The sequence below is a fragment of the Mucilaginibacter gossypii genome, assembly GCF_017569325.2.
GTDB lineage: Bacteria > Bacteroidota > Bacteroidia > Sphingobacteriales > Sphingobacteriaceae > Mucilaginibacter > Mucilaginibacter gossypii.
In genome coordinates this window covers 6692761-6718762 of the sequence record NZ_CP071878.2, presented here as the reverse complement: position 1 = coordinate 6718762, position 26002 = coordinate 6692761, and the positions used below count along the sequence as shown (strand labels likewise).

Below are 26002 nucleotides of genomic sequence, written 5' to 3'. Positions count from 1 at the left end.
AACTGTCCTTTAAATTAAAAATAAACATTCGGACTTGCGGACTTTCCGACTTCCGGACTACAAAAACAGAATGAGTAAATTATTAGATATAAAAACCCTCGGCCAGTTAAAGCAAACAGGCTATAAAAGCCGTTCGGTTAAAGACGAATTACGTGCTAACCTTATTGAACAGCTTAAAAAACGCGAAGGCGGCTTTGAGGGCATCATCGGATTTGAAGATACTGTTATCCCCGATCTGCAAACTGCTATCTTGTCACGTCACAATATTTTACTGTTAGGCTTACGCGGCCAGGCAAAAACCCGTATTGCCCGTTTGCTGGTTAACCTGCTTGATGAATATATCCCATATATTGAGGGATCAGAATTGTTTGATGACCCTTACAACCCCATATCGTGGTATGGTCATAGCATCATAACCGAAAAAGGCGATGACACCCCTATTGGCTGGATCCACCGCTCTGAGCGTTATACCGAAAAATTGGCCACCCCTGACGTTACCGTAGCCGATTTAATTGGTGACGTTGACCCAATCAAAGCCGCTACTTTAAAATTAACCTATTCGGATGAGCGTGTGATCCACTTCGGCTTGATCCCACGTGCGCACCGCGGCATTTTTGTGATCAATGAGCTGCCCGACTTGCAGGCCCGGATCCAGGTATCGCTGTTCAACATACTACAGGAAAAAGATATCCAGATCCGTGGTTTTAAATTACGCTTACCACTGGATATCCAGTTTGTGTTTACCGCCAACCCTGAAGATTATACCAACCGTGGTTCGATAGTAACACCGCTTAAAGACCGCATTGAGAGCCAGATTTTAACACATTACCCGCGTTCGGTTGAGATTTCACGCAAGATCACGCAACAGGAAGCGTCCCTTACCGATGATCAGCGTATCGCTATTGAGGCTGATGGTTTGGTTAAAAACCTGGTGGAACAAATTGCTTTTGAAGCCCGTAACTCCGAGTATATCGACAAAAAATCGGGTGTATCTGCGCGTTTAACCATTTCGGCCTATGAAAACCTGATCAGTAATGCAGAGCGCAGGATGATCATCAACCACGAAAAAACTACCTTTGTACGTATTACCGACTTTTTAGGTGTGATACCTGCCATCACCGGTAAAATTGAGCTGGTTTATGAGGGTGAACTGGAGGGACCAGGCAAAGTGGCCAATATCCTGATAGGTAAAGCCATCAAAAGCTTACTGCTATCGTTTTTCCCTGACCCGGAAAAGGCTAAGAAAGCCAAAGCCCCTAACCCATATGCAGCTATCATTAACTGGTTTGGCGATGGCAACAATGTAGCTTTGGTTGATGATATGCCCATGCAGGAATACAAAAAATCGCTGGAAGAAGTTGTGGGGTTGAAAGACCTTGTAAAAAAGATCCACCCGCGTTTGGGCGAAAGCCAGCAATTGCTGCTGATGGAATTTGTACTTCACGGCCTGTCGGAATTTTCACAATTGAACAAAGGTTTCCTGGATAATGGCTTCGCGTTTTCGGATATGTTTAACAGTTTATTTAACTTGCAGCCCGATGACGATGACCTTGATATTGACGACGACCGGTACTAAAATATATGGCGCTCTATGATTTTTAAGGCGCTAAGCATATTGTTCTGGATCATAATTGAGCTGCTGGCCGACCGGTATGTTTTATACGGTATCCGAGGCGCGTTCAAAAAATGGCGATTGCTTCAATCAAAAGCATTCGCCATTTTTTATTGGGGCTTTTCGGCCTTGTGTGTGGCCGCGCTTTTAACTGCAGGTTATATTACCATAGCAGGTACGGGTGTACGCGCAGCCTGTTTACTGGTAACATTTATCCTGCTCATCTGTAAATTTACTTTTATACCATTCATTTTTGCCGATGATATCAGGCAAAAAATTGCGCTGAAAAGGAAAAAAAATGACACCTCAATTCCTCTCCCTACTGCTCCTGCCTCTGCTACTAATATTGATGATGCCATTCCCCGTTCCGAGTTTCTTTTAAAAGCAGGCCTGCTTGCCGCAACCGTTCCCCTGGCCGCTATAAAAAAGGCCATGCCTAAAGGTTCGTATGATTATCATGTACTGTATCAAACTATGTATATGCCTAATCTGCCAAAGGCCTTTGATGGCTTAAGGATCGGGCAGATCTCGGATATTCATTCAGGCAGCTTTTATAATAAAAAAGCGGTGCTCGGTGGTGTTGAAATGCTGTTGAATGAAAAACCCGACCTGATATTTTTTACCGGCGATCTGGTTAACGATGAAGCATCGGAAATGACCAGCTACCAGGACATTTTCGCTAAAGTAAAAGCCCCCCTTGGTGTTTTTTCAACCCTGGGTAACCATGATTATGGCGACTATGGCGACTGGAACTCCCCGGCGGATAAAAAGAAAAATCATGATGACCTGATAACCACCCATAAAAACATGGGCTGGAACCTGCTCAGGAACGAAAATCGCCGTTTAAAAATCAACGGAGAAGAAATAGGGATCTTAGGTATTGAAAACTGGAGCGAATACAGCCGCTTCCCCAAATACGGGCGCATGGACCTGGCCGTAAAAAACACCGATGACCTGCCGGTAAAGCTCCTGCTCTCGCATGATCCATCGCATTGGCGGGCCGAGGTATTACCTAAGTACCCACAAATTGATACCATGTTTGCCGGGCATACCCATGGCATGCAATTTGGCGTACGTACCCCGCATTTTCAATATAGCCCTATAAAATATGTTTATAATGAATGGGCTGGTCATTACCAGGAAAACATACAACAATTATATGTAAATGTAGGTTTTGGTTTTGTTGGTTTAACCGGCAGGGTTGGAATATTGCCGGAGATTACGATATTTACATTAAAAGCAGGCCGCGATCCCTCATTACCAATTTCCTAAAAGATCCAGGCAGAAGCTGCTATCCTTTTACCGATGAAGAAATTACTACAGTCTGTATTAGATTTTCTGCTCTTCAGTAATATTTTCATGTCGCTTTGTGCTGTAGCACAGGCCTTGTTAACCTTTCACTTAATAGGATCAAAACCAGTGTTCCCTGTTTTGGGCTTGTTATTCACTTCAACACTGGGTATTTACAATTTTTGTATCCTCATCACCCGTCCAACTAAACCACAACGGTCGCCTTATAAAAGGGTACGCTGGTTTTTTGCACATTATCGGCTTATGGTAACATTTACCATCGTGTCGCTACTATCGTTGGTCCCGCTTTTCTTTATCATCACTACCGAATCAAAGATCCTGCTCATATTTCTCAGTGTTTTATCATTTGGCTACGGTTTACCCTTGTTTAGTGTAGGCGATCATAAATTTGGTTTAAGAAATATCCCCGGTTTAAAACCGTTTTTGATAACCCTGGTATGGACAATGAGCTGTGTACTGTTCCCGGTATTGGAATCAATGCATAATCACCTAACCGATATCAGCATGCGCGATACTACTATACTCATAGCCAAACGCTTTTTATTTATAGGTGCGCTTACAATACCTTTCGATATCAGGGACCTTTTCGACGACCGTAAAGTGGGCCTTAAGACCATCCCGGTAGTTTGGGGTGAAAAAAATGCTTATCTTTTTTGCCAGGTATTGCTCACCGGCTACATTGTACTTATGTTCCTGTTCAGGCAAAATGGCTTTAGCCTTGATTTCTTTGCACTCACACTTACCATGTTCCTTACCGGATGGCTCATCTTCAGATCGGCCTGGGAAAAGAATGAGTACTATTACTTTTTTTATATGGATGGCGTACTGATTTTACAGTATGTAATTGTAGTAGCATTCAATGCTGTTAAATATTTTCTCCATTAAAACATGGCTGCCAATTATAACAACTCGGCATGGTTTTATGATCGGCTTTCAAGAATAGTTTACGGCAAAGCTTTGATAAACGCGCAGGTTTATTTATTAGGCTTTATTCCACCAAAAAGTAAAATCCTCATCGCAGGTGGCGGAACAGGCTGGATATTGGAAGAACTCACCAAAATACATCCTTCGGGTTTAGATATTACCTATGTGGAAATTTCGGCTAATATGACTGAGCTCTCGCAAAAAAGGCAAACCGGCCAAAACACAGTTGCCTTTGTTAACGATGCTATTGAAAACGTTGAACTTACTGCCGGCTTTGATGTGGTTATCACGCCCTTCTTGTTCGATAACTTTGTGGATAAAACGGTAGACAACGTTTTTAACCATTTACATAACCTGCTCAAACCAGAAGGATTGTGGCTTAACGCCGACTTTCAACTAACCGGCCAATGGTGGCAGAATGTAATGCTCAGAAGCATGTTCATTTTTTTCAGGTTGCTTTGCGGGATAGAAGCCAGCAAGCTCCCGGCTATTGAAAAGCGTTTTAGCACTGCCGGGTATAGCGTAATTGATAATAAAACCTTTTTTGGAGATTTTATTGTGGCGAGGGTGTATAGAAAATTATCTTAAACATGTCATTGCGAGGAGCGGCATGGGCTAAAGTGCCGGGGGCGACGCGGCAATCCCGTGGCCAATGCATGTTCGACCTGTATAGCTACGAGATTGCCACGCTTCGCTCGCAATGACATATTTTAATTGAAACTACTGATTATAAACAAACTTATACCCTATCCCCCTTACAGTTTGTAAGTATTGCGGCGAATCGGCATTGGTTTCAATCTTTTTACGCAGGCGAACGATGTGCATATCAAGGGTGCGGGTATTTACATCGGCGTTGTAGCCCCAAACTTCCATCATTAATTCTTCGCGGTTGATAACCTTGTTTTTGTTTTTGAGGAAATAAAGCAGGATCCTGTTTTCGAGGATAGTTAGCTCTATCTTACGGCCATCGCGGATGAGGAGGTGCGTGTTAGGCAGGTGTTCCATGTTGGCAAAACGGTACGATTCGGGTTTTTCGCTGTTAAGAGAAAACTTGATTTTGTTCTCAATCAGCGCCACCAATACGTCCATGTTATATGGTTTGGTGATATAGTCAGATACCCCAAAGTTATAGGCTTCTATCTTGTCAACATCCTGGGCTTTAGCGGTCATCATGATGATGAGTTTATCGAACCCTTTTTCGCGGATATTACCGCAAACCTCCGAGCCCGGTTTGCCGGGCAGCATCCAGTCTAACAGTACAATATCAGGCTGCTCAGCCAATATCATGGTTTCGGCTTCATTGCCATTACCGGCTTCCAGTACCTTGTACCCCTCTGATTGCAAACGCTCTGAAACCAGGAAACGCAGGTTCTCGTCATCTTCAACCAGCGCAATTTTAATTTCTTTGTTCATATCTTAATTTTCGTATGGAAGCGTAACTATAAATTCCGAACCTTCGTTAACCTTACTGTAAACGGTTATTTCGCCGTTCATAAAATTAACCAGTTCTTTACAAAATGCCAAACCCAGGCCAACGCTCCCGTTTTGATTGTATTGGTTTTCTATTCTGTAAAACTTCTTAAAAACGTTATTCAGTTCATTTTTTGGTATCCCTATCCCCTTGTCTGCAAACGAAAAAACAATATTGCGCTTTTCCTGTGAAATATTGATGAACAACTCCTTTTGCTGAGGGTGCGAATACTTGTATGCATTTTCGATAAGGTTTTGAAAAACACTCCCTAATAATACAGGATCAGTATAAAAAGTTTCAACCCTGTTGATTTTAAATTTAATATTAAAATCAGCGTACTTTATTTTAAAGGTATCAATATACCGGCTAATAAAATTCTCTATATCAATCTCTTCCTCTTTTAAAGTAATGGATTTATTTTCAATCTGCGTAAAGGAAAGCAGCTTGTTCATGAGCTCGTTGAGCTTATCAGCTTCCTCATCCAATATTTTGCCATAATGACGGCGCTGCCTTTCGGTAAGTTCGCCATCGCCACGCAAATTTGAACCGGCTATTTTGATTACGCTTACCGGTGTTTTAAACTCGTGGGTAAAGTTGTTGATAAAATCATACTGAAGCTTGAACAGTTTCATGTTCACATTCAGATTACGGTATATAAGCCAGCCTATCAGCATTAAAAACAGGGTCATTAATAACACAATAGCTCCGATAGGCATAAAGCGGCGGTTAATTTCGGCTGTTAAATAACCCTGTGCCGAACTAAAGAACAGCTTATAATCAGAAAAAGCCACTGGTAATGACACCTCGGTTATCAGTTTATCGCCCTCACTGTCAATAGGGTCATATACTACGGGTTGAATGGATACATTTTCGTACAGCTCGGGATGCGTATTTTTCACCTTGATCAGATACGGGTCGAGGTAAAAGGTCATCATGTTTTGCTTGTATGAAGCCCCTTTGCTGTTACCGAGCATTTGCATGTCACGATAAATACGTACATCCTCGCGCCTGAGAACATTGGTATAACTGATCTTGTCGGGTTTCACATCCCAAAATGCTTTAAAAAGTTCATCCTGACTTGATACTCGTGATGTATCTGAAAAGGCAATATAATTACTTAATTTAATAGCCATCTCTCTGAAATCATCTTCATTGACTGTTCTCCGTTGCTCGGCCCCGTACACCTTGTCATTAACGTGCCAATACTGATAAACCGCCTTAGCAGCTATGTTCAAATTATTTTTACGTACGGTCATCGTAGTTTTGCCGCCAATGAGGGCATCATAAAAGATAACCCGGCGCACAAAATTATAATCATGAAAAACAGAGGCCGCATATTTACCTGCCGATGCCGAATCAAGAAAACCCTGATAGGAGGTTATTTCAGGGATTTTATTCTGAAAAAACTCATAATACGGTTTAATGGTTTGTTCCAGTACCTCAACCTTTTTTGAGGAAAACTCATTTTCAACATACTTTGCGGTGAGGTTATAAGATATAAACAGGGCTACCACGAAAGTTATGGAAATGAACACCAGGAAAATGGTGATCAGCGTAAAGTTTTGCCGGTAAGCGTTTTTCTGTAATGCCATGTCGGCTTATGGTTTAACCCGCATATTCTTATCCAAAAACTTCTCTATTTCGGCATACATTTCCATACGGTTATGTTCGCTCCTGAAATATGCACGTTCATTGGGTTTTAAAAAATATTTCACATCAACGTTACGTTTACGCAGCTCGCGTACAAACTGGTTAAGCTCGCTGATATTAGCCCGCTGATCTTTGGCACCCTGGAATATGATTAAAGGTACCTTAATTTTGTCGGTATGAAAAACAGGCGATATAGCCCTCAACTGATCTGCGTCAGTTTCGGGGTTGCCAACCATTTCGTAAGTCATTTTTAAATAAGGCTTAACAAACGGCGGCGCATCCTTGATATAGGTAAAAAAGTTAATGAGGCCGTATTGTACCACCGCACAACTATATAACTCGGGATGAAAAGACACACCATAAAGCGCTGAAAAACCGCCAAAACGCCCGCCAAAAATGGCAATCTTTTTAGGGTTTGCAACTTTAGTATCAATAAGCCAGTGTACCCCATCGGTAATATCATCCTGAATTTTGCCGCCTACCTGTTTATATCCCGCACTTCGGAAGGCCTTGCCATAGCCTGTTGATCCGCGGTAATTAACCTGGAACACGGCATACCCACGATTGGCTAAAAACTGCACCTGGTCATCATATCCCCAGGTATCACGCCCCCATGGACCATCGTGCGGCATAACTACTACAGGGTAGTTTTCATTTTTATCGCCCCTTGGTAAGGTTAAATAACCATTAATCAGCAAGCCATCGCGCGCATGGTATGATATAGGTTTCATGGCGCATAATTCGGCAGGTACAAGGCTTGAGTTGATATCGCTTAGCTTGGTTAACTTACCACTGTTTTTTTCAAAAAGATAGTATGAACCGGGATTACGGTCGGTATAAGTGTTGAGGATAAATTTATTCTCAGAGCTGTCGCGGTCAACCACCCTGATCTCATTACCCTTAAGCTGTTGCTGAATGGTTTGGTACATCTGCTCAACATCAGGTGCAAGAAAATGCTTACGCGGCATTGATTCGTCCCAGCCGGTAAACTCTATCCGGTGTTTATTTTTTGAATATTCGAAACTGGTGATATCCGCTTTGCTGCAGCTAAAAATTGTCCGCTCTTCTTTACCATCTTCCGCATTAATCTCAACCAGGGCCATCTTATCGCGGTTTACGTTTGATAGCGCATAGAAATAATTTTTTATACCTGTAAATGCTATAGGTCTTACTGCATTCTTAAAATTATTTTCGATTATAGGCTTAAAGGGCTTATCCTCATCGGGGCGGAATAAGATGGTTTCGTTAACCCCGTCTGATGCCCTTTCAAGCCTGATCCTGCCGTCGGCATCTGCAAACCATTCAGTAATATTCCCCGGATTAAGCAGGTAAGTCTTCATTTCGCCGGTTTTCACATTAAGGCGATAAACGTCAAAATTGCCGGGATCTCGCTCATTGGTCTTAATAGTGATGATATCTGGCTGCTGCCGGTTACGGTTAACCAGGCCAATCCTCACATTACCGAATGATAATATAATCCGGCTTTTATTGGTAGCCACATCAAAAGCATACATTTTAACTGAATCGGTAGCGATAAGATCCTGCGAAAAAACAAGCTGGTTATTGTATGTCCAAAAATAATCACCTCTGATTGAATAGTCCTCAAATTGAGTAACCATTCGTTCCTTACCATCGGCTAATGACTGTATAAATATGTTTTGCTTATCTTTAAATGGCTTAAGGTATGATACATATTTACCATCGGGCGAAATTCGGTAAAAGCTCCTTTCGGGTGTTTTAAAAAAGTCAATAATAGGTATTTGCCTTACTTTACTCCTGTTGCAGGAAAAGAAGACGATAATGCAACTCACAATAAGAAAAAATCTGACCCGGCTCAACATAGCTACAAATACCCCATTTTATTCACGTACTCAAATTAGATAAATAAGTTCGATGTTATCAAGATGTCACTACAATTTTACCCTTATATACCGTTATATAAATAATATGGCAAACCGGCTTAAGCAATCCTATTAATTGATTATTTTTGAACAGATGAGGGCTTTATATATTGTTATTATTCTTGCTTTTTGCTTTAGCGGCAGGCTGCTTGCACAGGACAATGAACTGCTGCTGGCCAGGCAATACAATGCTAACGGCGAACCGCAAAAAGCACTCGAAATTTATCAAAAGTTATACAAGCAAAACAACGAGAACTATTACAGTGTATACATAAATACACTGCTCAACCTTAAAAAATTTGATGAAGCCGAAAGCATCACCAAAAAACTGATCCGCCGCCATCCTGATGACCACCAGTATGCTATAATGCTGGGTAACATTTACACGCAGGAGGGCAATATGGCCAAAGCCGACGCTATTTATGATGACCTGATCAAAAGCCTCCCTGCCGACCAGGGTGAAATAGCTGCCCTGGCATCTCAATTTTACCAAAGCGCTAATATTGATTATGCAATCAAAATTTTTCAGCAAGGACGGAAACTGCTTAAAAATGATAACATGTTTACTTATGAGCTTATTAACCTTTACCGTTTTAAGCGCGACAAAATATCCCTCACCGACGAATACCTGAACTTTTTACCTCAAAACCCCAATTTTATAAACCAGGCCGAAAATGCTTTTTCAAATGTATACGAGGGTAGCGCTGATTATGATATGCTTAAAACAGCTTTACTGAGACGCATTCAGAAAGATCCGCAGCAAACCATTTATGCCGATCTGCTTACCTGGCAGTACCTGCAGCAAAAGGAATTTGATCTGGCCCTTAACCAGGCACTGGCCCTGAGCCGCAGACAAAATGACGATGGTAACAGCATCTATGATCTCTGCCGTACCTTCATTGCCAATGAGGCTTATGACGAAGCCATCCGCGGATATGAATACATTATCAGTAAAGGGAAAACAACCTCCCTATACATCCCCTCAAAGATTGAGTTGATCAACACCAAAAACCTGAAAGTAACATCGGGCAAATACCTGCCCGAAGATTTGCTTGGACTTGAAAAAGATTATAACGACCTGCTCACCGAGTTTGGACGTAACAGCAGCACCGCTTTTGCCATGCAAAAACTGGCCAACCTGCAAGCCTTTAAGCTTCACAAACTTAAGGACGCCCAAAAATTATTGGAAGAAACTACCAGGTTAAATGATATCAGGCCAAACCTTTTAGCCGATTGCAAGCTTGATTTAGGCGATATTTACCTGCTTAACAACCAACCCTGGGAAGCCACCCTGCTTTACAGCCAGGTTGAGAAAGATTTCCCCGCTACTGCCGTCGGGCAGGATGCTTTATTCAGAAATGCTAAAATGGCTTATTATACCGGAGATTTCACCTGGGCAAAGGGACAGTTGGATGTGCTGAAAGTTGCTACATCGCAATTAATAGCAAACGATGCACTTAACCTATTGCTGCTGATCCAGGATAATCTTGCTGCCGATAGCAGCGGGTCAGCGCTTAAAATGTACGCCCGGGCCGATTTGCAGATTTTTGCTCAAAATCCAGAAAAGGCAGTAATGATATTAGACAGTATTGGCAAAAAGTTCCCGAACAATGCTTTAGATGATGATATCATGATGTCGAAATCGCGCATCCTGATCCAGCAGAAGGATTATGCCGGCGCAGTACCCCTGCTGAAAAAAATACTTGAAGAACATCCTGCCGACCTGTGGGCCGATGATGCTGTATTTATGTTGGGCGATATTTACGAAAACAGGTTGAACGATAAAACCACTGCCAGGAACTACTACCAAAAAATCTTAACTGATTATCCCGGCAGCCTCTGGATCAACGAAGCCCGTAAACGCTTCAGAGTATTAAGGGGCGATAAACCGGATGCGTCTTAAAGTTGGTAAGTGGTTGATTAGGTTAAATGGCGAGTGGTTGTCTAAATTGCTGCTGTTCTGAATATGCCAACCAGTCACCTAATCAACTACTCACTAAATCAACCATTCACCCAATCAACTTAAATAACTAATTTTACAACATGATTGTATACAACGACACCATAATAATTGACGAAACCATTCATGACGAATGGCTTAACTATATCAAAACCATCCATATCCCGGCTATCATGGCTACCGGACATTTCAGCTCGTACCGCATCCTGACTGTTATTGATTCGCCAAACGAAGGGGTTACCTACTGTATTCAATACAATGCTGATAGCATTGAGCATTTTCAGCAGTTTTACATGAACCACCTGCATAAATTCCAGGCTACCCACCAGGAAAAATTTAACGAAAAATTTGTGATGTTCAATACCCTGATGGAAGAGGTGGAATAAACTAATTGTGCCAGCGATGCGTGGCGTTGAGGTCGCGTATCTCTGGCACGCTGAAAATCTGTTCATTTCATTTTCTACAAACCCTTAGCACCTCTGGTGCTGGCTCGCTGTTCAGAGATTATATATATTCTACGATATAGTTTGATAGTTCATGATCTATTAAGAAACTCTCATGCTCCTATTCGTCAAGAGCACCGGGTATCATTAAAAGAATCAAAAATATGGCTGCCACTGTCACAATTAGACAAATCAGACCGGCAAGCAATGCACGCCATATAGTAAAAGTTTTACCTCCAGTGGCAAAATGCTCCTTCATTTGTTCGCCCTGGAACTTTTGTACAAGTAGGAAAGTCCCCCAGGCATAAGCCAATGGAAATATAAATCTTGGAAACCGCTCTGTACTTGAAGTAATAACAGCCAGGCCAATAATTGCGATCAATGCGACAACGGCAATTATCCAGGTTGTGGTTGATTTATCTTTCTCGTTAAACGCTTTGTAGTTCTGAGATACCAAATACCCCGCGGCTAATGGCCCGAATATAAATGTTGCTACCCTGATTGAGTTAAGGGTGTATATTTTAGGTTTCTCTTCTTCAAGTTGCTCTACAGCCTGGCTATATGGAATCATGAAAGGTTTAAATTAATTAAGCTATTTAAATAAAAAAGTATCACTGCGAGATACGAAGCAATCCCCCCATTAGCAGGCCCGCCCTGTATAGTTTGCGATTGCTTCGTACCTAGCAATGATATCTTTAAACAGCTTCTAAGATAGCATTTCAAATTAAATATACCTATCCTACTTCGCAAACATCACCTTCATAGCAATTACCTGCTTTATACAACGCGCAGGTTTCTTTTCATCCTGAACAATGATGCGGAATGGCCCATCGGCTGGGGCCAAGGGCTGTCCATCAACTTTATCAGCAAGAATTATCATGCGATCGGTAAAAGCTTTATCCAGCTCGGCAAGGGCAAAAAGTACCCGGTAGTCGTCACCGGCTTCAACTAAAAGATATTTAGCCAGGTTTTTACCATGTAAGTCGGCGCCCAGGGTAACACCTGCTTTAGTCAGTATTTCGGATACAATTACACCCGAATAGAGGTGGGCTTTTCCGTCCTTGTCCTTACGGGTAACTGTGGTTTGCTTGTATTGCTGTAACTCGGCAGGGCCAATGGTTAGTGGATTTGTTACTTCTCCGGTTACTTTTACTACGGCTTCTTTTGTTTGCGCCTGTGTTGTTAAACCGGCTATCAATAGCAGCAGTATAAGGGTATATTTTTTCATGGCTTATGTTAGTTTTTTGATTGATGCAGATCTGCAAAACGGTTATATCATATGGCGCTTACGTTATATTTTAAAAAACACAACGCAAAAATGCAGAATAGGATCGACAAATCAATCCACCACGAATACCGTTTTTTAATTTTCAATACTAAACCCAGAAAAAACTTTTACTTTTTGCTATTACTGTCTAAAAATTGAGAGAATTTTTGCTGCAGATCTTTAAACTCCCCGATAACTTCCAACCCAAATGGTGTAAGCAAGGCCACTCCACCTCCCTTTCCTCCTCTTTTTGAAATTACGAGGGGTTGTTTAAAACCATCGTTCATGTGGTTCACCAAATCCCAGGCCTGCTTGTATGACATTTTCATTTGCAGCGCGGCCTGCCTGATGGAGCCGGAGGCATGGATCCGCTCAAGTAACTCGACCCGGCCATGGCCAAGTACTTTTTCCTCGTCCATTTCTATCCAGATGCGACCGTTAAGTTTAAATGAAGGGATTTCCATTAATAATTATTAATCATCAAATTTATTATAGCTGATACACTACACAGTTACTCCCTTGCTTTTTTTTGCGCGCGCAGCATTTGGCCGTAATCCATACGGCGTACCATGGCGTTAACGGTTTGTGCTATACGGTTAGCGCGGGTAACTTCGGTTTTGGCACTCTCTATCCATTTTATAAAATACCCCCGGTGACTTTCGGCAAGACTATTGAAAAAATCGCCGCCATCGGGTTCGTATTCCAAACACTCCAGCAAATCATCAGGAACAATGTATTTAAAATCATTATCGGGTTCAAGCCGTACCCGGAGCATGGCCCCGCGATGTTTATGGATTGCTTTACAGATTTCCCGGCGCAGGGCCATGATAAAATTCCCCTCTCCCATTGGCATCAGGGCCATACCACGCACCTCAAACTCATCAAGCTTACCCTTTACACGAAACGATTTTTTATTGCCGGGCTTCATTTCTTGCGCCACATCTGCCGGAATTTCAATGTAGGTCCATCCGGTTTTTTCGCCCTGTTCGGCAAACTGTAAAATAATGGTATTAAAATCAACCATAAGTATTATTTAATAGCATATTGTTATCATCATCATTAAAAAATATGCGAAAATGTTAAATGTTTGTTAAATCGTCATATTTAGTTGTAGAGGCTGTAACGTAATGCATGGTAGCGATGTCTTATGAGTATAAAAACAATTTAAAAGTTAAAAACCTAAAAAACAACAACAATATGAAAACCTTAAAATCAATCATGCTTGGCTTAGCCTTATTAGTAATAGGCACTGCAGCAAAAGCAACAAATAAAATTGAAGGCGATAATTTAACCAAAAACTACGCCATCAACACTTATATAGATGCCATGACCCGCGGCAAAATGCAGGGCTTTAACGAAGTGGTAGATCAATCGGCAAAATTCAGCATGTTACGCGGCACTAAAGTATTAAGTTTTACCAAAACTGAAGTAGTTGACTTATTAAAAGCCAATAAAAATACCGAGCAGGATTGCATTACCAGCACTTCAATTGTTGAAAGCAATAATGACCTTGCCGTAGTAAAAGTTGATATGAAATACAGCACTTTTACCCGCAGCAACTATGTAACCGTTACTAACACCGGCAGCGGCTGGAAAATTACAAACGTGTACAGCGTTTTTAAATAAGTAAGTTTTAGTTTAGTGTTTAATATGTAAGTAGGTAAAGGCCCCGTTGGTGCGGGGCCTTTTTTATTTTATTTCACCAGCGGATCAAGTACCTTTTGCCATTGATCATAACCTTTGCTGTTAAGGTGCAGGTAATCGTTATTAAACAAACTTGAATCCGGGGCTGTAGTACCCGGCTTGTAAATAGCCGGAACCAGGTCGACATAATAACTTTTTGGTTTTCCTTTCAGATAGCTTTTCACCAGTTCATTCGCGGCATAAACCACATCATAATATTTAGCGCGCACCGGGCTCGGTTTAATCGACATGAAATACACTTCGGCACCCGGCAATTTCTGATGGATTAGTTCCCACAGCTTTGCAAATGAAGCGGCAACCGCCTGGGCCGATTTACCTGCCGCTATATCGTTTTCGCCGGCATAAACAAAAATTTTGCGTGGCTTGTATGGGAGCAGGATGTAAGGCGTGTAATAATCTGCTATCTGCCATAATTCGCAACCGCCTACTCCCCTCCTTATAATAGGCCTGCCGGCATACCGCTGCTCGAGATCTGTCCACTTACGGATAGATGAACTGCCGATAAATAAAATACCACCTGGTTTTGGAAAGCTCAGGCTATCCTGATGTTTAAATGCCCTGATCTCATTATCAAACGGGAAACCCTGCTGGGCCAATACATCAATGCTAAATGCAAGACCTATGAAGAGAAAAAAAAACTTCAGTTTCATTATGGAGTAGCTATACGTTCTTCAAAAAATAAAAACGGCAATTGGTTTTCAATGCCTTTGATGATCCAAACCGGTCCATCTTCGGCATGCAATATAATTTTTATTGATTGATTTTGCTGCTTTTCGCATTCAGCTAATACCTGTAAACATGATCCGCAAGAGGTAATTGGTTTTACAATAGGAAAATCATCTGAATGTGCCGTTACTGCCATGGCCTCGATAGGATCATCAGGGTGATTGGCGCCCCAGTTAAACAATGCCACCCGCTCGGCACATAAACCCGATGGATAGGCTACATTTTCCTGGTTACTGCCATAAATAATTTTACCGCTTTGCAAACGAAGTGCAGCCCCAACACGGAATTTGGAATATGGAGAATGTGAGTTTTTTAATGCTTTCTGTGCTTCAAGGCACAGCTGCCTGTCGGCTTTATCAAGATCGGCCAGCGACTCATATTCGTCAAAGGCTATTTTAATTTCGTGACTTATCATATATTATCGACCCTTGTTAAAAAATCGGGGGAAACAAGATAAGGAAATTTTTCAATAAGAACCCTGATTTTTAGGATTATTTGATTTCCATGATAAAAAAATGCCTGATTAAAGTATCCTCATGCTATGCAATTCAAGGAAATCCTTCAATCAGGCAAATCAAGGTTTATACAGCCACTGGCAACTCTTCCTCAGCTTCAGTTTCTTTAGCTATTGTTGGGTTGATGGTTTCATCATCCTTTTCAACCCTCAGGTTATTAACGATATGCATTTGGCGGGCTGGAGTATTTTTGCCCATAAAATATTCGAGGAGCGCCTTTACATTGGCATCTCTTAATATTACAGGGTCAAGCCGCATGTCTTTACCAATAAACAAACCAAATTCTTCGGGCGAAATTTCACCTAAACCTTTAAACCGGGTGATCTCGGGTTTATTACCCAATTTAGCTATGGCGTTGCGGCGTTCCTCATCGCTGTAACAATAAATGGTTTCCTTTTTATTTCGTACGCGGAATAACGGTGTTTGCAATATGGAAACGTGACCGGCCTTTACCAGATCAGGGAAAAACTGCAGGAAAAAGGTCATCAACAACAGGCGGATGTGCATCCCGTCGACATCGGCATCGGTAGCTATCACAATGTTATTGTAACGCAAAGCATCAAGGCCGTCCTCAATATTCAGTGCATGCTGCAGCAGGTTAAATTCTTCGTTTTCGTAAACTACCTTTTTGGTTAGGCCAAAGCAGTTAAGGGGTTTACCTTTTAAGCTGAACACAGCCTGGGTCATCACATCACGCGATTTAGTGATCGATCCACTGGCCGAGTCACCTTCGGTAATGAACAACGTGGTATCCTGTTTACGTTCATGCGTATCGTCAAAATGTAATTTACAATCGCGCAGTTTGCGGTTATGCAATGATGCTTTTTTTGCACGCTCGTTGGCCAGTTTTTTAATACCGGCAATATCCTTACGCTCCCGTTCTGATTGCAGGATTCTTTTTAGCAAGCCATCAGCAGCTTCTGCGTTTTTATGCAGATAATTATCAAGCTCTTTTTTAACAAAATCATTAATAAAGCCGCGCACAGACGGGCCTTCCGGACCAATATTTTGCGAGCCCAGTTTGGTTTTAGTTTGCGACTCAAACACCGGCTCCTGCACCTTTATGGCAATAGCAGCAACAATTGAAGCCCTGATATCCGATGCATCAAACTCTTTTTTATAAAACTCGCGTACGGTTCTTACTACCGCCTCGCGGAAGGCGGCCTGGTGCGTACCGCCCTGGGTAGTATTTTGACCGTTAACAAATGAATAATATTCTTCGCCGTATTGCTGACCGTGGGTCATGGCTATCTCAATGTCTTCGCCCTTAAGGTGGATAATTGGATACCGTAAAGTTTCAGCATCCGTATTACGGGTAAGCAAATCATATAGGCCGCGTTCCGAAAAATACTTTTGATTGTTAAAATTGATAGTAAGGCCCGCGTTCAGGAACACGTAGTTCCAGATCATACTTTCTACAAACTCCGGGATAAACCGGTAATGCCTGAAAATGGTATCATCGGGTATAAAATTGATAGCAGTACCATTACGCTGGGTGGTATCTTTTTCACTCTCATCACGTATAAGTTCACCTTTGGCAAACTCGGCCAGTTTGGTGCGGCCGTCGCGGTATGATTGTACTGTAAATGAGTTGGAAAGCGCGTTAACCGCTTTGGTACCCACTCCATTTAAACCTACCGATTTTTGAAAGGCCTTGCTATCGTATTTACCGCCTGTATTTATTTTGGATACACAGTCGATCACTTTACCCAAAGGGATACCGCGGCCATAATCGCGCACCGATACCTTATGGTCGCTCATGTTCACCTCAATGGTACGGCCCGATCCCATTACAAACTCGTCTATCGAGTTATCAATGATCTCTTTAAGCAGTACGTATACACCATCGTCATAAGCAGAGCCATCGCCCAGTTTACCAATATACATACCGGGGCGTAAACGGATGTGCTCCTTCCAATCGAGGGAGCGGATACTATCTTCACTATAATTAACTGGTTCTGCCATGTATATAAAGTAGAAAATTAAACAGCGTAAAAATACGCCTAACTGCAAAAATAAAACTTCCCGCCTGAATTAACGGAGAGCAAATATCAACTTATTAACATCGGGGAATTATATAAAGGAAATGACACAGCAGAGAGATTACTTTTCTGTATCTCTCTACGGCTTAAACTTCAAGCAATTACTTGCCCTGTCTACATTTTTAAAAAACTCGGGGCCTTTATCATTAGTAAAACAAACAGCCATAATGGTGCCGGTATGGTTACGCTGTAATGCAATAAGCAGCGCGTATTTATAATGCTTGGTAGCAGGCAAATCGAGCAGGTTTAACAGGTATGACTTACCGGCATCAGCTTTATATCTGTTTAAAACGTTAACCGGTATGCTCCGCATAAAGTTATCCCTTTCGCCGGTAAAGGCTATGGCGTGCGCCCTGCTCATGTTTATATATATCGAATCGGGATTTTCGGTTTCCCGGTCAATATCATATTGCCCCTGCTCATAACTGGTATAATTCTGTTTCTGGGATTTTACCTGGAACCATACTTCAAAATCCTGCCCCGGCAACTGCAACGCATAATCAAATGAAAAATCCTCATCATTGGGAGCGGGAATCTCTTTAAACCCCCTGGGTGGGGTATAAATTACATTGGCCTGGGCCAAAAGCTTGGTAAATTCTTTAAACTGATCAGTACCTGCTGTTTTGAGCTTTGAGTAGCCAGGCTTAACCTTCGCTGTTGTATGTTTCTTATTATTTTGGGCATATAACGGCCTTAGACTTATCTGAGCTATGCTTTTTGTAAAGCACAGCAACGACAAAGCCATAAGCAATAAGGGCCGGGTTAACTTCAAAATAGTTTTCATTTAAGGGGCAGCCAGGAAAAAAAACCTGGTTAAAGCATCATAGGTAAATATATAAACAAATTAATTAATCAACACCCTCGCGCATTCAAATAACCGCTATGCTTTAACGACAATATCAATCAATTATTTGTTACATTAATAATTTTTACGCACGTGATTAGTAATTGTTGCAAACCCACCTAAACGTAACAATTTTGTTATAAACCAATATTAACAAGACGTTAAAATGTAGCTCACTTCATCTGCACATCAGCACATAATCCGTATCTTTACCAATCCAAAAGTTTTTATTGAATAATGAGTGAAGATCTGCATCAAAACGATACACCAAACCCTAATGAAGAAAAACTCCACACCGTTGCCTCACTCGATGGGTTATATGAAAATTGGTTTCTTGATTATGCATCCTATGTAATTCTCGACCGGGCTGTTCCCCATATCAACGATGGTTTAAAACCCGTACAACGCCGCATCCTGCATTCGTTGAAGGAAATGGACGACGGGCGTTTTAACAAAGCCGCCAATGTTATAGGTAACACCATGAAATATCACCCTCATGGTGACGCTTCTATTGGTGACGCGATGGTGCAGATTGGTCAGAAAAACCTGTTGATTGATTGCCAGGGAAACTGGGGCGACCCGGTAACCGGCGACTCGGCAGCGGCCCCCCGTTATATTGAAGCGCGCTTATCAAAATTTGCGCTTGATGTTGTTTTTAACCCGGATACCACCGTTTGGCAGGCCAGCTATGACGGCCGTAACAAAGAGCCTATTACTCTGCCGGTAAAGTTCCCCTTGTTGCTTGCACAGGGAGCCGAAGGTATTGCGGTAGGTTTGGCTACCAAAATCTTACCTCATAACTTTATTGAGTTAATTGATGCTTCCATAGCCGTATTAAAAGGTGAACGCCCTAACCTCATGCCTGATTTTCCGACAGGGGGCATGGCTGATGCTTCACTATATAATGAAGGTCAGCGTGGAGGTAAAGTGAGGGTAAGGGCTAAAATTGTTGAGCGCGATAAAAAAACGCTTGCCATTACCGAAATACCATTTACTACTACTACCGGCAGTTTAATTGACAGCGTGATCTCGGCCAACGATAAAGGTAAGATCAAGATCAAAAAAATTGAGGATAATACCGCCAGGGATGTAGAGATCATTATTCACTTGGCTCCGGGCATCTCGCCCGATGTAACCATCGACGCTCTTTATGCCTTTACCGATTGCGAGGTATCCATATCACCAAACACCTGCGTAATACAGGATGATAAGCCGCGCTTCATGAGCGTGAACGATATGCTTACCGAAAGCACATTCTTCACCAAAGACCTGCTAAAACAGGAGTTGGAGATCAGGCTGAAGGATTTAATGGAGAAGATCTTCTTCAGTTCATTACTTAAGATCTTTATCCAGGAAGGGATGTATAAAAATCCTGAGTACGAAAACTCGGGCAATTTTGAAGTGGTATTGGAAGTGTTGAACCGCTTGTTTGAGCCTTTCTTTCCGCAGTTTTACCGCACCATACAGCCCGAAGATTATAAAAAGCTGATAGATAAACCTATGAGCAGCATCACCCGCTTTGATGTTAAAAAAGCGGATGAGCAAATGAAGGCGCTCGAAAATGAGATAAAACAGGTAAAACATCACCTAAAACACCTTACCGAGTATACCATTGCCTGGTTCGAAAAACTGAAGGATAAATATGGTAAGGACAGAGAGCGCAAAACCGAACTGCGCACCTTTGATAAGGTTGAAGCTGCACAGGTAGCATTGGCTAATATCAAACTATATGTTAACAGGGCCGACGGCTTTATTGGATCTGGCCTGAAGAAAGATGACTCGGTTGAATACGTTGGCGATTGTTCAGACATTGACGAGATCATTGTTTTTAGGGGCGATGGCCGCTGTATGATTACCAAAGTGCAGGACAAGGTTTTTGTGGGTAAGGACATCATTCACGTTGCCGTATTTAAAAAGAATGACGAACGCACCGTTTATAATATGATATATAAAGACGGCGAGAGTGGCATCAGTTATATCAAACGATTCTCGGTAGTGGGTGTAACCCGCGATAAGGAATACGACCTTACCAAAGGCACCAAAGGCTCAAAAGTATTGTACTTTACCGCCAACCCTAACGGCGAGGCCGAAGTGGTGAACGTACAGCTTAAACCTCACTCCAAACTTAAAAAACTACAGTTTGATGAGGATTTCGCATCTATAGCTATCAAAGGCCGCGGTTCGATGGGTAATATCATTACCAAATACCCGGTTAAAAAAATCATACTGAAAAGCAAGGGTGTGTCAACGCTGGCCGGACGTAAGATCTGGTATGATGATATCCTGAAGCGCCTGAACGCAGATGGCCGCGGCAAATACCTGGGCGAATTTGATGGTGACGACCGCATTCTCACCGTGCTCAGCAATGGCGTTTATGAATTAAGCAGCTTTGATCTTAACAACCACTTTGATGATAAGATGATCCTTATCGAAAAGTATGAGCCGCAGGCAGTGTTCTCGATAGTACACATTGAAGGCAAATCCAAAAACTATCTTGTTAAGCGTTTCTCTTTTGAAAACATAGCCGTTGGTAAGCAGATAAGCCTGATCAGTGAAGAAGCCGGATCAAAAATGGTGTTGATCGGTCACACCGCGCCGGTAATCAGCATGACACACTTGAAAGGCAAAGATCAAACACCTGAAACCCTCGAACTGAATTTAGCAGATGTTATTGATGTAAAAGGAATGAAAGCCATGGGCAACCGCCTTTCACAACATCCGGTAAAATCAGTTGAGCTGATAAGTGATGGCATTAACCAGGCAACGGAAACTGCCGAAACCGACATTAACGAAGAAGCTACTCTTGCATCAACAGATACAAATGAAGATGAGCCTGTAGTTTCTCAGGAAGACGGGCCGGCAACACCAGCCGATCAATCTGAAGAGTCGGCAAAGCCACCTAAAAAGATCGATTTTGAGATCACTAACCCCGACGATATCGACATGGACGATCAGGGACAATTAGGGCTATTTTAACGCAAAGCCACCGGTAACAATAGCCGGTGGCTTTTTTATTTACCTGCCGATTAATCCCGTTTATCCAATACTCAAACAATTAGCAAAAAAATCATTTTACAGCTATACCCCCCTTGTTTACAGCTGTATTTTAGTTATTTTTGAATATTACTAAATCTTATATCATAAACAGGCATGTACTTCGGCGGTGGCAATTATTATTATATTATATTGATATTAGAGGCATTTTGTATCATTCACAGCCTGCGGCGCGGCACCCAGCAAAAATGGCTTTGGATCCTGATAGTAATACCCGTATTTGGCTGCTTGTATTATATATACAGCGAAATACTATCCAACCGAGGTATCCGTGCACCTAAACTAAATGTTGAAGCGGTAATAAACCCCGGGGCCAAAATTAAACGCCTTGAAGATGAAGTAAGGTTTACCGATACTTTTGCCAACCGTGTTAAACTGGCAGATGCCTATCTGGACGCCGGGCTTACCGATAAAGCACTCGAAATATATCAAAACAGTCTCACCGGTGCCTTTGCCGAAAACGAGCACGTAATGGCGCAGCTCATTGTGGCTTACTTTGAAAAAGGCCAGTATAACGAGGTGATTCCTATTGCTAAAAAACTTTATAAGCTACCACAATTTGCCCGCTCAAAAGCGCACATCCTGTATGCCAAATCGCTTGAGCTTACTTACCAGGAAGAGTTGGCCGAAAATGAATTTAAACTGATGAAAGGGCGTTACTCCTATTTTGAGCCCCGCTATGAATACGGCATGTTCCTTACCCGTGCCGGCCGCGATGACGATGCCTGGCAAATTTTCACGGATATGCTCAACGAGCAATCGCAGTTAAGCCCTGTTGAGCGAAAAAGCAATAAAGTATGGTTTGCAAAAGCTAAGGATGAAGTGAAGAAGTTATCAGCGGTGAGGAAAACGGCGTAAGACTCGTTCAGATACAACATTCTTTCTTAATCGCTCCCGACCAATAAAAACTGATTGTCATTTCGACGAACAAGTGAGGAAATACGCGTGGGAGTGAGGAGAAATCTTATACGCCTTGTATAAATCATACATTATCGCTCTGCAAAGCCTAAAAGATTTCTCTTTCGCCCTACCGCGCACTCCTCCCCCCTGCTCTATCGAAATGACATTTTTTTTTAAGCATCATCCCCCTACCGTCATCCCTAAGTCATACTGACAACCTGACACCATCGGGTTAAAAAATTGTTAAGCCGCAAAACGCAAATAACCTTTTGCTGACATTAAAACAGTTTAGCCTGTCAATACTTGCCATAATACCCGCTTGGCATAATTGATGTTGCATATTGGGCTGAAAAACTTAAATAAAAATAAACAGTTATAACTATGTCATTAAACATTAAACCGATCGGCGATAGGGTTGTAGTGGAAGCTGCAGCAGCCGAAGAGAAAACCGCTTCAGGTATCTTCATTCCTGATACTGCCAAAGAAAAACCTCAACGTGGAACCATCGTTGCTGTTGGACAGGGAAAAGTTGATGAGCCTTTAACCGTACAAGTTGGTGACCAGGTTTTATATGGTAAATATGCAGGTACTGAAATTACCTATGAAGGTAAAGAGTACTTAATTATGCGTGAATCAGACATATACGCAGTTCTTTAACCAATTAGTGAATTAGTGAGTTATTGAATTAGTGAATTTATTCCTGTTCAAACCGCTGGTTTAAAATCAAAGAAATTAAAAAAAATAGATTATTGAAAGCGAAATCAAATCACTCATTCGCTAATTCAATAATTCAATAATTAAAACATCATGGCAAAACAAGTTAAATACAATGTTGAAGCACGCGACGCCCTGAAACGCGGTGTTGATATCCTTGCTAACGCAGTAAAAGTAACCTTAGGTCCTAAAGGCCGTAACGTAATCATCGACAAAAAATTTGGCTCACCAGCCATCACTAAAGACGGTGTTACTGTTGCTAAAGAAATTGAATTAAAAGACGCCCTTGAAAACATGGGTGCTCAAATGGTTAAAGAAGTAGCTTCAAAAACTGCCGATATTGCAGGTGATGGTACTACTACTGCTACTGTTTTAGCTCAGGCTATTGTAACTGCAGGTATTAAAAACGTGGCTGCCGGTGCAAACCCAATGGATTTGAAACGCGGTATCGATAAAGCGGTTGCAGCAGTTGTTGAAAACCTGAAAACCCAGTCACAAACTGTTGGTGAAGACAATAACAAAATCAAACAAGTTGCTTCTATTTCTGCAAATAACGACGAGGTTATCGGTTCGTTAATTGCTGAAGCAATGGAAAAAGTTGGTAAAGACGGTGTTATCACTGTTGAAGAAGCAAAAGGTACTGAAACTGAAGTTAAAACTGTAGAAGGCATGCAGTTTGACCGTGGTTACCTTTCTCCTTACTTCGTAACCAATGCTGATAAAATGGAAGCTGAACTGGAAAATCCTTACATCCTGATCTATGATAAAAAGATCTCTTCGATGAAGGAATTGCTTCCTATCCTTGAAAAACAAGTACAAACCGGCAAACCATTATTGATCATTGCTGAAGATCTTGACGGTGAAGCTTTAGCTACTTTGGTAGTTAACAAAATCCGTGGTTCACTGAAAGTTGCTGCTGTTAAAGCTCCAGGTTTCGGCGACCGTCGTAAAGCTATGTTAGAGGATATCGCTATCCTTACCGGTGGTACTTTGATCTCTGAAGAAAGAGGTTACAAATTAGAAAACGCTGATCTTAGCTACTTAGGTACTGCTGAGAAAATCGTTATCGACAAAGATAATACTACTATCATCAATGGTGCTGGTTCTGCAGAAGAGATCAAAGGCCGCGTAAGCCAGATCAAATCACAAATTGAATCAACAACTTCTGATTATGACCGCGAAAAATTACAAGAGCGCTTAGCCAAATTATCTGGCGGTGTTGCTGTACTTTACGTAGGTGCTGCTACCGAAGTTGAAATGAAAGAGAAAAAAGACCGTGTTGACGATGCTTTACACGCTACACGTGCCGCTGTTGAAGAAGGTATCGTAGCTGGTGGTGGTGTTGCCTTCATCCGTGCTGTTGCTTCTTTAGCTGACCTTAAAGGCGATAACGAAGACGAAAACACTGGTATCCAGATCATCCGTCGCGCTATCGAAGAGCCTTTACGTCAGATCTGCGAAAACGCTGGTATCGAAGGTTCAATCGTTGTGCAAAAAGTTAAAGAAGGCACTGCCGACTTTGGTTACAATGCACGTACCGATAAATACGAAAACCTGATTGCTGCCGGTGTTATCGACCCAACTAAAGTAGGTCGCGTAGCTTTAGAGAACGCTGCTTCAATCGCTTCAATGTTATTAACAACTGAAGTTGTATTGGCTGATGATCCTGAAGATGCTCCAGCTGGCCCACCAATGGGTGGCGGTGGCATGGGCGGCATGATGTAAGAGCCCCCAAGCCCCCTGAAGGGGTGTATAGAAACTTATATACTTTCAAAACCCTGTATGCAAAAGCATACAGGGTTTTGTGCTTTAAAAGAGGCCGTTATAGTCATCCTAAGGTAATTCAACGGTCATTTATTAATCATTTGATTAATTTCCAAATCCTCTGGGCGTAGTAATACGTAATTTTGCATAACAAATCTGATACAGCACTAATCAGGCACAGGATTTGAATAATGCAGGTCATGAAACGTCTATCTCAAAAAACAAAACAAATACAAAGCACCCTGGTTGAGTGGGTGTTGTTTAAGGGCCCCGAGCTCTTCGTTTCCCTGTACAGTTAATAGATAATTATTAACTTTGCGCCCAGTTATGAAACTGGACGAATTTTACATTGAGTTCCACCATTGGCTTATTAACCGCGGCCCTAATTATGTAGGTGGACTAATCATATTTTTTATTGGGTTATGGTTTATTAAGTTTTTGCGTGCAAGGCTGCGCATGCGTATGATGAAACGCGGCATCCATTCGTCACTGCAGCCATTTTTCTTAAGCCTAACCATTACAGCTTTATATGTTTTACTCATTATTTGGGTAATGAACATCATAGGGCTTGAAATGAGCATTTTCACTACCATTATCGGCGCATTTTCAGTAGCAGCCGGTTTGGCGCTGTCGGGCACATTTCAAAACTTTGCAGGTGGTGTGCTGATTTTGTTATTAAAACCTTTTGAGATAGATGACAGCATTGTTGCGCAAGGCCAGGATGGCAGGGTGGTATCTATACAGATGTTTTATACCGTACTTATTACTGCCGATAACAAAACCGTCATTATCCCTAACGGAAAGCTGTTTAATGAAGTTATTGTAAACATAACGCGCGAAGGCCGCCGCCGTCTTGATTTTGAATTGCGGGTAGGCTATAACAATGATATAGAAAAGGCGAAGGCCATCATGACAGGCGTAGTAAATGCCAATAAAGATATCCTTCATGACCCGGCCGCGCGCGTGGGTGTTATTAGCCTGGATAACGATTGTGTAAGGTTTACTATTAATGTTTGGGTCGATCCTGCCGATTTCCTCAATGCTAAAATAAACCTTCAGGAACAAATGCTTAAAGAGCTTGCCGCAGGTGGCGTTAATTTCCCTAAACCAGGATTTTGAAAAGAAGCAGGAAACCGGGAATCAAAGGCCCTTCAAAAGGATAATTCTTTCACGAAGGCAGATCGAATCATCAATAATGCC

Annotated in this window: 23 protein-coding genes; 12 read left to right on the top strand and 11 right to left on the bottom strand. The window is 42.0% G+C overall.

All coding sequences use genetic code 11. The features are described 5' to 3' along the window. Nucleotides 1-70 precede the first annotated feature (70 nt). Genes J3L18_RS28875 through J3L18_RS28860 form a run of 4 tightly spaced genes read left to right on the top strand, consistent with a single transcriptional unit; the run spans nt 71 to nt 4435 of the window. On the top strand, nt 71-1576 hold the full coding sequence (locus J3L18_RS28875; RefSeq protein ID WP_129568110.1) for a sigma 54-interacting transcriptional regulator: 1506 nt from the start codon (nt 71-73) through the stop codon (nt 1574-1576). A 15-nt stretch (nt 1577-1591) separates the two neighbouring features. Next, on the top strand, nt 1592-2884 hold the full coding sequence (locus J3L18_RS28870; protein ID WP_129568109.1) for a metallophosphoesterase: 1293 nt from the start codon (nt 1592-1594) through the stop codon (nt 2882-2884). Nucleotides 2885-2917: 33 nt separating this feature from the next. Then, nucleotides 2918-3808: a UbiA family prenyltransferase gene (locus J3L18_RS28865; protein WP_223266091.1), complete on the top strand. Its 891-nt coding sequence runs from the start codon at nt 2918-2920 to the stop codon at nt 3806-3808. Nucleotides 3809-3811: 3 nt separating this feature from the next. Then, complete coding sequence (locus J3L18_RS28860; protein ID WP_129568108.1) at nt 3812-4435, top strand: class I SAM-dependent methyltransferase; 624 nt, start codon at nt 3812-3814, stop codon at nt 4433-4435. 132 nt (nt 4436-4567) lie between these two features. Here the strand turns inward: J3L18_RS28860 and J3L18_RS28855 are convergent, their stop codons facing one another. Genes J3L18_RS28855 through J3L18_RS28845 form a run of 3 tightly spaced genes read right to left on the bottom strand, consistent with a single transcriptional unit; the run spans nt 4568 to nt 8779 of the window. After that, nucleotides 4568-5260: a response regulator transcription factor gene (locus J3L18_RS28855; protein ID WP_090530416.1), complete on the bottom strand. Its 693-nt coding sequence runs from the start codon at nt 5258-5260 to the stop codon at nt 4568-4570. Between the two features lie 3 nt (nt 5261-5263). Next, entirely contained in the window at nt 5264-6910 is a 1647-nt protein-coding gene (locus J3L18_RS28850; RefSeq protein ID WP_091171688.1) for a sensor histidine kinase, read from the bottom strand. Nucleotides 6911-6916: 6 nt separating this feature from the next. Then, nucleotides 6917-8779 (bottom strand): S9 family peptidase, encoded by a 1863-nt coding sequence (locus J3L18_RS28845; RefSeq protein WP_167516317.1) that lies wholly within the window; start codon nt 8777-8779, stop codon nt 6917-6919. A 184-nt stretch (nt 8780-8963) separates the two neighbouring features. Between J3L18_RS28845 and J3L18_RS28840 the strand changes: the two genes are divergently transcribed. Together J3L18_RS28840 and J3L18_RS28835 are read left to right on the top strand one after the other, a co-directional pair. Then, entirely contained in the window at nt 8964-10772 is a 1809-nt protein-coding gene (locus J3L18_RS28840; RefSeq protein ID WP_129568107.1) for a tetratricopeptide repeat protein, read from the top strand. 140 nt (nt 10773-10912) lie between these two features. Beyond that, the gene (locus J3L18_RS28835; protein ID WP_090530427.1) at nt 10913-11215 is read left to right on the top strand and encodes a DUF4286 family protein; all 303 of its coding nucleotides are present in this window, start codon (nt 10913-10915) and stop codon (nt 11213-11215) included. A 178-nt stretch (nt 11216-11393) separates the two neighbouring features. Here J3L18_RS28835 and J3L18_RS28830 read toward each other — a convergent pair whose 3' ends face one another. From J3L18_RS28830 to J3L18_RS28815, 4 genes are all read right to left on the bottom strand, one after another. Beyond that, the gene (locus J3L18_RS28830; protein ID WP_129568106.1) at nt 11394-11843 is read right to left on the bottom strand and encodes a hypothetical protein; all 450 of its coding nucleotides are present in this window, start codon (nt 11841-11843) and stop codon (nt 11394-11396) included. A gap of 168 nt (nt 11844-12011) precedes the next feature. After that, nucleotides 12012-12500: a molybdopterin-dependent oxidoreductase gene (locus J3L18_RS28825; RefSeq protein ID WP_129568105.1), complete on the bottom strand. Its 489-nt coding sequence runs from the start codon at nt 12498-12500 to the stop codon at nt 12012-12014. 167 nt (nt 12501-12667) lie between these two features. Beyond that, the gene (locus J3L18_RS28820) at nt 12668-13003 is read right to left on the bottom strand and encodes a winged helix-turn-helix domain-containing protein (RefSeq protein ID WP_091171675.1); all 336 of its coding nucleotides are present in this window, start codon (nt 13001-13003) and stop codon (nt 12668-12670) included. 47 nt (nt 13004-13050) lie between these two features. Next, nucleotides 13051-13563, bottom strand: coding sequence for a YdeI/OmpD-associated family protein (locus J3L18_RS28815; RefSeq protein WP_129568104.1), 513 nt, complete (start codon nt 13561-13563; stop codon nt 13051-13053). A 173-nt stretch (nt 13564-13736) separates the two neighbouring features. Here J3L18_RS28815 and J3L18_RS28810 point away from each other — a divergent pair, with 173 nt between their 5' ends. After that, entirely contained in the window at nt 13737-14165 is a 429-nt protein-coding gene (locus J3L18_RS28810; protein WP_167516316.1) for a nuclear transport factor 2 family protein, read from the top strand. A gap of 68 nt (nt 14166-14233) precedes the next feature. Here J3L18_RS28810 and J3L18_RS28805 read toward each other — a convergent pair whose 3' ends face one another. The 4 genes from J3L18_RS28805 to J3L18_RS28790 all read right to left on the bottom strand — a co-directional run bounded on the left by J3L18_RS28805 (nt 14234) and on the right by J3L18_RS28790 (nt 18310). Then, nucleotides 14234-14893, bottom strand: a complete 660-nt coding sequence (locus tag J3L18_RS28805) for a GDSL-type esterase/lipase family protein (protein ID WP_129568103.1) — start codon at nt 14891-14893, stop codon at nt 14234-14236. Continuing rightward, nucleotides 14893-15384, bottom strand: coding sequence for a cytidine deaminase (locus tag J3L18_RS28800; RefSeq protein WP_091171669.1), 492 nt, complete (start codon nt 15382-15384; stop codon nt 14893-14895). Before J3L18_RS28800 ends, J3L18_RS28805 begins: the two co-directional genes overlap by 1 nt. Before the next feature lie 166 nt (nt 15385-15550). Then, on the bottom strand, nt 15551-17449 hold the full coding sequence (locus J3L18_RS28795) for a DNA topoisomerase IV subunit B (protein ID WP_129568102.1): 1899 nt from the start codon (nt 17447-17449) through the stop codon (nt 15551-15553). A 156-nt stretch (nt 17450-17605) separates the two neighbouring features. Next, the gene (locus tag J3L18_RS28790) at nt 17606-18310 is read right to left on the bottom strand and encodes a hypothetical protein (protein WP_129568101.1); all 705 of its coding nucleotides are present in this window, start codon (nt 18308-18310) and stop codon (nt 17606-17608) included. A gap of 297 nt (nt 18311-18607) precedes the next feature. On the opposite strand from J3L18_RS28790, the gene J3L18_RS28785 reads away from it, so the two are divergent. The 5 genes from J3L18_RS28785 (at nt 18608) to J3L18_RS28765 (ending at nt 25921) form a co-directional block, all read left to right on the top strand. Next, nucleotides 18608-21346, top strand: a complete 2739-nt coding sequence (locus J3L18_RS28785; protein ID WP_129568100.1) for a DNA gyrase/topoisomerase IV subunit A — start codon at nt 18608-18610, stop codon at nt 21344-21346. 174 nt (nt 21347-21520) lie between these two features. Beyond that, complete coding sequence (locus tag J3L18_RS28780) at nt 21521-22282, top strand: hypothetical protein (protein ID WP_091171660.1); 762 nt, start codon at nt 21521-21523, stop codon at nt 22280-22282. A 423-nt stretch (nt 22283-22705) separates the two neighbouring features. Continuing rightward, entirely contained in the window at nt 22706-22981 is a 276-nt protein-coding gene (gene groES / locus J3L18_RS28775) for a co-chaperone GroES (protein WP_090530466.1), read from the top strand. A 150-nt stretch (nt 22982-23131) separates the two neighbouring features. Then, nucleotides 23132-24763 carry a chaperonin GroEL gene (gene groL, locus J3L18_RS28770; protein ID WP_091171658.1) on the top strand — a complete coding sequence of 544 codons (1632 nt, stop codon included), beginning with the start codon at nt 23132-23134 and terminating at the stop codon, nt 24761-24763. Nucleotides 24764-25129: 366 nt separating this feature from the next. After that, a complete protein-coding gene (locus tag J3L18_RS28765; protein ID WP_129568099.1) occupies nt 25130-25921 on the top strand; it encodes a mechanosensitive ion channel family protein in 792 nt (263 codons plus the stop codon). Nucleotides 25922-26002: the final 81 nt, after the last annotated feature.